This window comes from Ramlibacter sp. 2FC (assembly GCF_005503345.1).
Classification (GTDB): domain Bacteria; phylum Pseudomonadota; class Gammaproteobacteria; order Burkholderiales; family Burkholderiaceae_C; genus SCMQ01.
In genome coordinates this window covers 78,870-86,613 of sequence record NZ_SCMM01000016.1, presented here as the reverse complement: position 1 = coordinate 86,613, position 7,744 = coordinate 78,870, and the positions used below count along the sequence as shown (strand labels likewise).

Sequence of the window (7,744 nt, the reverse complement as noted above, 5' to 3'; positions counted from 1 at the left end):
TCTGGGAGTGCCAAGGCTGTCATGACCTCAAGCTCTCGAACCGCCCGGTGCGGACCCGCATGCCGGGTGGTGTGGCAGGGGTGCCTCCGATCATGGAGGCCCCCTATGCCGATTCTGGCCGGCGCAATGGCCTGCCTCAACGCTGCAGAGGGCGCGAGGACGCCAGGAAGATGCCGGGCAGGATCAGGGCCGCGCCGACCGCATGGTGCAGGCCCATGGGCTCGCCGAGCACGCCCCAGGCGGCCAGCGCCGCGTACAGCGGGCCGAGGTAAAGGCTGGCGGCCACGCGGCTGGCGCCCAGCACCTTTTGCGCATGGCCATAGGCCAGGTACGCGCCTATGCCGGGCACCAGGGCGGCCACCACCACCAGCGCCGTGGCCTGCCCGCCCCAGGCCGGCGTATCCGGTAGGCCGAGCTCCCACAGCGCAAACGGCAGCAGCACGGCCACGCCGCCGGCGCAGGTGCTGGCCAGCCGGGCCTGGGCGCTCAGCGGGCTGGTCCATTTCTTGAGCAGCAGGGCGTAGCCGGCCCAGGACAGCATGGCCAGCACGATCCAGACGTCGCCCGGCACCCAGGAGACCTGGGCCAGGGCCAGCCACCGGCCCTGCACGATGACATGCATCACGCCGGCCAGCGCCAGGGCCACGCCCAGCATCTGGCGCGGCCACAGGCGCTCGCCCAACCAGAACCAGGCGCCCAGCGCGATCAGCACCGGCGAGGCGGCGTAGATCAGCGCGATGTTCATGGCCCCGGTGGTGCGCGCGCCCAGATAGACCCAGGCACCGCAGATCAGCATGCCCAGCGTGCCCAGGGCCAGGTGCTGCGGCCAGGCCGCGACGACGGCGCGGCGCTGCGTCCACAGCTCCTGCCGCACCAGCCAGGCCAGCAGCAGCCCGGCCAGGCCCCAGCGGCCCAGCGCCAGCAGGTGCGGGGTCACCACCGCGGGCGCCTTGCGCGCGATGATGTAGTTGACCGACCACAGCGCGGGCGTGATCCACAGCAGAGCCAGCGCCTGGCGCTGGCGCGTTTCGGGGTTGGGCATGGGGCAGGGGGAGGCAGGCGGCGAAGGGCTTAGCCTAGCACGCGTACCCAAGGGCACAAAAAAACCGCCCCGGTTCGTGGCCGGGGCGGTTCGGTCGGACGGCCGGGTAGGCCGCCCGTTTCAATGGGGGGCGAGGCTCAGAGCTCGGCCAGGCGCTTCTCCAGTGCGGCCTTGGTCTGCACCAGTTCCTGGGGCAGGTGGTAGGCCAGCTGCTGGAAATGCTCGTCGTGCAGCTTGAATTCCTGCTCCCAGGCGGCCTTGTCGATGCGGGTGACGGTCTGGAACTGCTGGTCGCTGAAGGCCAGGCCGGTCCAGTTGATCTCGGCGTACTGCGGGGCGAGGCCGAACATGGTGTCCTGGCCCTGGGCCTGGCCCTCGATGCGGTCGATCATCCACTTGAGCACGCGCATGTTCTCGCCGTAGCCGGGCCAGACGAACTTGCCGTCCTCGCCCTTGCGGAACCAGTTGACGCAGAAGATCTTGGGCAGGCTGTGGCCGGTTTTCTCGAGCTTGTGCGCCATGTCCAGCCAGTGCTGGAAATAGTCGCTCATGTTGTAGCCGCAGAAGGGCAGCATGGCGAAGGGGTCGCGGCGCACCACGCCCTGGGCGCCGAAGGCGGCGGCGGTGGTTTCCGAGCCCATGGTGGCGGCCATGTAGACGCCCTCGGTCCAGCTGCGGGCCTCGGTCACCAGGGGCACGGTGGTCGAGCGGCGGCCGCCGAAGATGAAGGCGTCGATGGCCACGCCGCTGGCGTCGTCCCACTGGGCGTCCAGCGCCGGGTTGTTGGTCGCGGCCACGGTGAAGCGGGCGTTCGGGTGGGCGGCCTTGGCGCCGGTCTGCTTGGCGATCTCGGGCGTCCAGTCCTTGCCCTGCCAGTCGATCAGGTGGGCCGGGGTGACGCCGCTGTCCTTCTCCATGCCTTCCCACCAGATGTCGCCGTCGTCGGTCAGCGCGACGTTGGTGAAGATCACGTCCCGGTCCAGGCTGGCCATGCAGTTGGGGTTGGTGAGCGTGTTGGTGCCGGGGGCCACGCCGAAGTAGCCGGCCTCGGGGTTGATCGCGTAGAGCTTGCCGTCGGCGTTCGGCTTGATCCAGGCGATGTCGTCGCCGATGGTCGTGACCTTCCAGCCCTCGAAGCCAGCCGGCGGCACCAGCATGGAGAAGTTGGTCTTGCCGCAGGCGCTGGGGAAGGCGGCGGCCACATGGTATTTCTTGCCGGCCGGCGAGGTCACGCCCAGGATCAGCATGTGCTCGGCCAGCCAGCCCGGGCTACCGGAGGGGCCGCCAGCAGCCGCGCGGCCCATGGTCGAGGCGATGCGCAGCGCCAGGCATTTCTTGCCCAGCAGGGCGTTACCGCCGTAGCCCGAGCCGTAGGACCAGATCTCGCGCGTCTCGGGGTAATGCACGATGTACTTGGTGCTCGGGTTGCAGGGCCAGGACGTGGCGTCCTTCTCGCCCTCGGCCAGCGGGGCGCCGACGGTGTGCATGCAGGGCACGAAGTCGCCGTTCACGCCCAGCACGTCGTAGACGGCCTTGCCCATGCGGGTCATGAGCTTCTGGTTCACCGCCACGTAGGCGCTGTCGGTCAGCTCGATGCCGATGTGGGCGATGTGCGAGCCCAGCGGGCCCATGGAGAAGGGCACCACGTACATGGTGCGGCCCTTCATGCAGCCGTCGAACAGCGGCTGCAGCGTGGCGCGCATCTGGTCCGGCGCCATCCAGTTGTTGGTCGGGCCGGCGTCTTCCTTGTTCTCGGAGCAGATGAAGGTGCGGTCTTCGACGCGCGCCACGTCGGAGGGGTCGGACCAGGCCAGGAAGCTGCCCGGGCGCTTGGCCGGGTTGAGCTTCTTGAAGGTGCCGGCGTCGACCAGCTGCTGGCACAGGCGCTCGTATTCCTGCTGGCTGCCGTCGCACCAGTAGATGCTGTCGGGCTTGCACAGGGCGGCCATGTCGGCCACCCAGGCGATCAGCTTCGCGTTCTTGACGTACGCGGGCGCGTTCAGGTTCAGGCCCTGCATCACGGGTGAGTTCATCGGAAGGCTCCTAAGTTGAAAAATCGTCTTTCGAAAGGCCTGCACCTTTCGGAAAACGATTGGGGAACAGCCGGTTCGTGGAGGCGCGCCCGGCGACTGGGCGCGTGAACGATGTCTCGAGGACCGCGGATCGGCGAAAGTGTCGATTTTATGAAGCCTGCCCTGTACCTGGGTTCCAAAACAGCCATTTTCCATGCAAAACTTGCATGAGGTTATGCGTGGCCATGGCTTGCGAACAACCGGGCAGACGGCCTGTCGGCCGGGTGCAGTCTGGGTGGTCGGGCCCTCAGGCCGCACCGATGGCGATAGGGATGCGCCGGCGGCCGAAGTCGCCGGCGCTGGCGGCGAAGCGTCCCGCCAGGGCCTCGCCGCAGTCCGGGCAGCGGCCCTCGGGCGTGAGCCGGTAGTCCTTGAGCTGGTACCAGTCGCGCACGATCAGCGGCGCCTGGCAATGCGCGCACAGCGTGGTGTCGCCCTCGACGTCGTGCACGTTGCCGGTGTAGGCATGGTGCAGGCCTTCGCCGCGCGCGATCTGGCGCGCGCGGCGAAGCGTGGCGGGCGGCGTGGCCGGCACGTCGAGCATGCGGTGGTCGGGATGGAAGGCCGAGAAATGCAGCGGCACGTCGGGGCCCAGCTCCTTCATCAGCCAGCGGCTCATGGCGGCGATCTCGGCATCCGAGTCGTTGTGGCCCGGGATCAGCAAGGTGGTGATCTCGAACCAGACCTGGGTCTCGTGGCGCAGGTACACCAGGGTGTCGAGCACCGGCGCCAGGTGCGAGCCGGTCAGCTTGAAGTAGAAGTCGTCGCTGAAGGCCTTGAGGTCCACGTTGGCCGCGTCCATGCGGGCGTAGAACTCGCGGCGCGGCTCGGCATGCATGTAGCCGGCCGTCACGGCCACGGTCTGCACGCCGCGCGCATGGCAGGCGTCGGCCACGTCCATCGCGTACTCGGCGAAGATCACCGGGTCGTTGTAGGTGAAGGCCACGCTGCGGCAGCCATTGTGGGAGGCGGCCTCGGCGATGGCTTCGGGCGACGCCTGGTCCATCAGGCGGTCCATGTCGCGCGACTTGCTGATGTCCCAGTTCTGGCAGAACTTGCAGGCCAGGTTGCAGCCGGCCGTGCCGAAGGACAGCACGCTGCTGCCCGGGTAGAAATGGGCCAGCGGCTTCTTCTCGATCGGGTCGATGCAAAAGCCCGAGGAGCGGCCGTAGGTGGTGAGCCAGATGCGGTCGTCCTGGCGCATGCGCACGAAGCAGGCGCCGCGCTGGCCCTCGTGCAGCTTGCAGTCGCGCGGGCAGAGGTCGCACTGGATGCGCCCGTCGTCGAGCGCGTGCCACCAGCGGCCCGGGTAGTTCGTGTCGTTCTGCATCACGCCACCTCGCGGCTGGCGCCGCCGCGCGCGGCCAGCTCGGTTTCCTTCCACTTGCGCACCCGGTAGCAGGACAGGCGCACGCCGCGGGCCCAGAAATCGGGCGCCAGCCCGGCCTTGCGCTTGAGCTGGGCCATGAAGTCGGCGGCGTCGGGCAGCTGCTGCCAGACCTGAGGCAGGAAGGTGCTGCGCTGCGCGCCGAACTCGAACACCACGCCGTGCACGCCGGGCTCGAGCTGGGCCAGGGCCCCGGCCTCGCTGTCGAAGGCCACGGGCTCGGGCGCGGACAGCAGCGAGACCTCGATGTCGGTCTGCGCCAGCTCGCGCGCCGCCAGCGGGGGAAAGCGCGTGTCGCGCAGCGCGGCGGCCACGGCGTTGGCGGCCACGTCCACGCACAGCGGCCGGTGCGCGTCCAGCGTGCCTATGCAGCCGCGCAGCCGGTTGCGCTGCATCAGCGTGACGAAGCTCGCGCCGGGCGCGTCCAGCCAGGGCGCTCCGGCCGGCGGGTCCTCGGCCAGGTGCCTGGCCTCGCCCAGCTCGCGTTCCAGCGCCCGGCGCGCGATGGCCAGCAGCAGGGCGCCTTGCTCAGTGGCTTGCATCGCTGTCTCCGGTGAAGGCAATGGCCGCATAGCCGACCACGCGCGCGCGATCGCCGGCAGTGTCACCCGAATTGCGCAGGTCCAGCAGCTGTGGCTGCAGCCCGTGCTGGCGGGCGGCCAGCAGCAGGCCGCTGAGCGGCGTGCCGCCGCAGGCCTGCTGGTGGGTGAGCGGGCCGTCCAACTGCAGGATGCGGCTCACCGTGTCGCGGTCGCAGGCCTGGGCCTGGCGGTAGGGCAGGTAGTGCGAGAGGTCTGAGCTGATCACGATCAGGGTCTCGGGCCCGCCCCAGACCCGCAGCAACACCTCGGCCACCTCATCGGGCGTGGCGTCGCCCACGGCCAGCGGCAGCAGCCGGAAATCCGCCAGCACAGATTGCAGGAAGGGCAGCTGCACCTCCAGCGAGTGCTCGAGCGCATGGGCGGCCGGGCTGACCACCACCTGGGGCAATTCGGCCAGCGCCGCGACCGCCTCCTGGTCGACCGCGACCTCGCCCAGCGGGGTGGCGAAGGCCGCGGCGCCCGGCAGGGCCAAGCCGCGCACCGGCATGCGGTGCACCGGACCGAGCAGGACCACGCGGTGCAGGCGATCGCGCCAGGGCGCCAGGCGCGCATAGGCCGCCGCCGCCGTCGGTCCCGAATAGACATAACCCGCGTGCGGCACGACCAGGGCCTTGGGCACGGCCGGCCCGGCGGCATCCACCGCCGCCGCGGCGAGCAGCTGGCCCACCTCGCGCGCCAGGGCTTCGCTCTGGCGCGGATAGAAGCTGCCGGCGACCGCCGGCGGGCGCGTGTGCTGCATGCTGTCTCCCCCATGGACGCAGCGAGGGGCCGCGTCCCAACCGCAGGTAAGACCCGCGGGCCGGGCTCCAAGTTCCGTGCCGCCATCCGGGCGCGGCGGCGGGCGAACTCGTGGCGTGGCGTTGTGGGGGGGCGGACGGGGCGAGGGCCCCGAATTCAGGCCGGCGCTGTCTATCGGGCGCGCCATGCTGGCCGCCATCCGCAGCGGCGACGGATGGGGCGGGGAAAGAAAAGCTTGTGGGAGGGCCGGGCTCAGGCCATGAACACGGCGATGAAGGCCAGCAGGAACATCAGCACCGCGCCGGCCAGGGGCAGCACCACGGGAATGTGGTGGATCACGGCTTCGACCGGGTCTTTTTCAGCGGGGGCGTCGTGGTGTGCGGGTGCAGACATGGTGTTCCTCAAGGCTTGAATCGCGGCGATTTTACCTTTTGCCGGAACGCCCGGCCTGGCCGCACAGCATGTCGCCCACGCGCGAGAGCTGGGGGCTGTGCGGCAGGCGCAGCGTCACGGCGCCGGGCACGGCCGCCTCGGCGCGCAGGTTCAGCGCCTGCACCCAGGGCGCGAAATACTCGGCCAGGGCCGTCTGCAGCTGGGCGGCGTCGACCGGGGCGGAGGGGGTGGACTTCATTTCTGCTCCTCGGCGCTGAGCTCGGCGGCGCGCAGCGCCGCCAGCACCTCGGCCAGGTGCTCGCGGCCGCGGGTCTGCAGCACCAGCTGGATTTCCACGTTCTGCGCCGCCAGCGTGGTGAAGGCGCGCTGGTGGTGCACCTCGTCTATGTTGGCGCCGGCATCGGCCACCACGCGCGTGATGGTCGCCAGCACGCCGGGCACGTCGCGGGCGCGCACCGTGATGCGCGCCAGCCGCCCGGCGCGCACCATGCCGCGCTCGATGATGGCGGCCAGCAGCATGGGGTCGATGTTGCCGCCGCTGAGCACCAGGCCGACCCGCTTGCCGCGAAAGCGCTCGGGGTACTTGAGCATGGCCGCCAGGCCCGCCGCGCCCGCGCCTTCGACCAGGGTCTTCTCGATCTCCAGCAGCATCAGCACGGCCTGCTCGATGTCGCCCTCGTCGACCAGCAGCAGGTCGTCGACGCGCTGGCGCACGATGGCCTGGGTCAGCAGCCCGGGCGAACCGACGGCGATACCCTCGGCGATGGTGCTGGTGCCCTGGGGGTGCTGCGTGCCCTGGATGGCGTTGACCATGGCTGGAAAGCGCACCGTCTGCACGCCGATCACCGCGATGCGCGGGTTGAGCGCCTTGGCCACCGTGGCGATGCCGGCGATCAGCCCGCCGCCGCCGACCGAAATCACCAGCTGGTCCAGCGCCGGAACCGCGTCGAACATCTCCAGGCCTATCGTGCCCTGGCCGGCGATGATGGCCTCGTCGTCGTAGGGATGAATGAAAGTGAGTCCCTGCTCCTGGGCCAGCGCGTTGGCATGGGCGCGCGCCTCCTCCAGCGTGTTGCCGTGCAGCACGACCTCGGCGCCGAAGCCGCGCGTGCGTTCGACCTTGACACCGGGCGTGAAGCGCGGCATCACGATCACCGCACGCAGGCCCAGGCGCTGCGCGTGGTAGGCCACGCCCTGGGCATGGTTGCCGGCGCTCATCGCGACCACGCCGCGCGCGCGCTCGACCTCGCTGAGCTGACTCAATTTGTTACAAGCGCCGCGCTCCTTGAACGAGGCGGTGAACTGCAGGTTCTCGAATTTGAGAAACACCTGGGCCCCGACGATTTGCGACAGGGTGCGCGATTCCACGCAGGGTGTGTTGAGCACCTGGCCGTGCAGGCGCTGCGCGGCCTGGCGTATGTCGTCGAGCTGGATCATGGGCCGATTGTCCGCCGGAAAGCCCGTGGACGGACCCGGACTTTTCCGCATCGCCATCTTCCACGAACGGCAA

At 70.0% G+C, this 7,744-nt stretch carries 8 protein-coding genes; all 8 read right to left on the bottom strand.

Translation table 11 applies throughout. From position 1 onward, the window contains the following. Nucleotides 1–136: 136 nt before the first annotated feature. Nucleotides 137–1,042 (bottom strand): DMT family transporter, encoded by a 906-nt coding sequence (locus FFS10_RS09345; protein ID WP_137893849.1) that lies wholly within the window; start codon nucleotides 1,040–1,042, stop codon nucleotides 137–139. Between the two features lie 137 nt (nucleotides 1,043–1,179). After that, a complete protein-coding gene (locus FFS10_RS09340; protein WP_137893847.1) occupies nucleotides 1,180–3,075 on the bottom strand; it encodes a phosphoenolpyruvate carboxykinase (GTP) in 1,896 nt (631 codons plus the stop codon). 286 nt (nucleotides 3,076–3,361) lie between these two features. Then, on the bottom strand, nucleotides 3,362–4,444 hold the full coding sequence (amrS, locus tag FFS10_RS09335) for an AmmeMemoRadiSam system radical SAM enzyme (protein WP_137893845.1): 1,083 nt from the start codon (nucleotides 4,442–4,444) through the stop codon (nucleotides 3,362–3,364). After that, nucleotides 4,444–5,043 (bottom strand): AmmeMemoRadiSam system protein A, encoded by a 600-nt coding sequence (gene amrA, locus FFS10_RS09330; protein ID WP_137893843.1) that lies wholly within the window; start codon nucleotides 5,041–5,043, stop codon nucleotides 4,444–4,446. The genes amrS and amrA overlap by 1 nt, the downstream gene beginning before the upstream one ends. Then, nucleotides 5,030–5,842 carry an AmmeMemoRadiSam system protein B gene (gene amrB, locus FFS10_RS09325; protein ID WP_137893841.1) on the bottom strand — a complete coding sequence of 271 codons (813 nt, stop codon included), beginning with the start codon at nucleotides 5,840–5,842 and terminating at the stop codon, nucleotides 5,030–5,032. Before amrB ends, amrA begins: the two co-directional genes overlap by 14 nt. A 251-nt stretch (nucleotides 5,843–6,093) precedes the next feature. Beyond that, nucleotides 6,094–6,234 carry a hypothetical protein gene (locus FFS10_RS22970; protein WP_171016116.1) on the bottom strand — a complete coding sequence of 47 codons (141 nt, stop codon included), beginning with the start codon at nucleotides 6,232–6,234 and terminating at the stop codon, nucleotides 6,094–6,096. 31 nt (nucleotides 6,235–6,265) lie between these two features. Further along, nucleotides 6,266–6,472: a hypothetical protein gene (locus FFS10_RS09320; protein ID WP_137893839.1), complete on the bottom strand. Its 207-nt coding sequence runs from the start codon at nucleotides 6,470–6,472 to the stop codon at nucleotides 6,266–6,268. Continuing rightward, nucleotides 6,469–7,671: a threonine ammonia-lyase gene (locus FFS10_RS09315; RefSeq protein ID WP_137893837.1), complete on the bottom strand. Its 1,203-nt coding sequence runs from the start codon at nucleotides 7,669–7,671 to the stop codon at nucleotides 6,469–6,471. Before FFS10_RS09315 ends, FFS10_RS09320 begins: the two co-directional genes overlap by 4 nt. Between the last annotated feature and the right edge of the window lie 73 nt (nucleotides 7,672–7,744).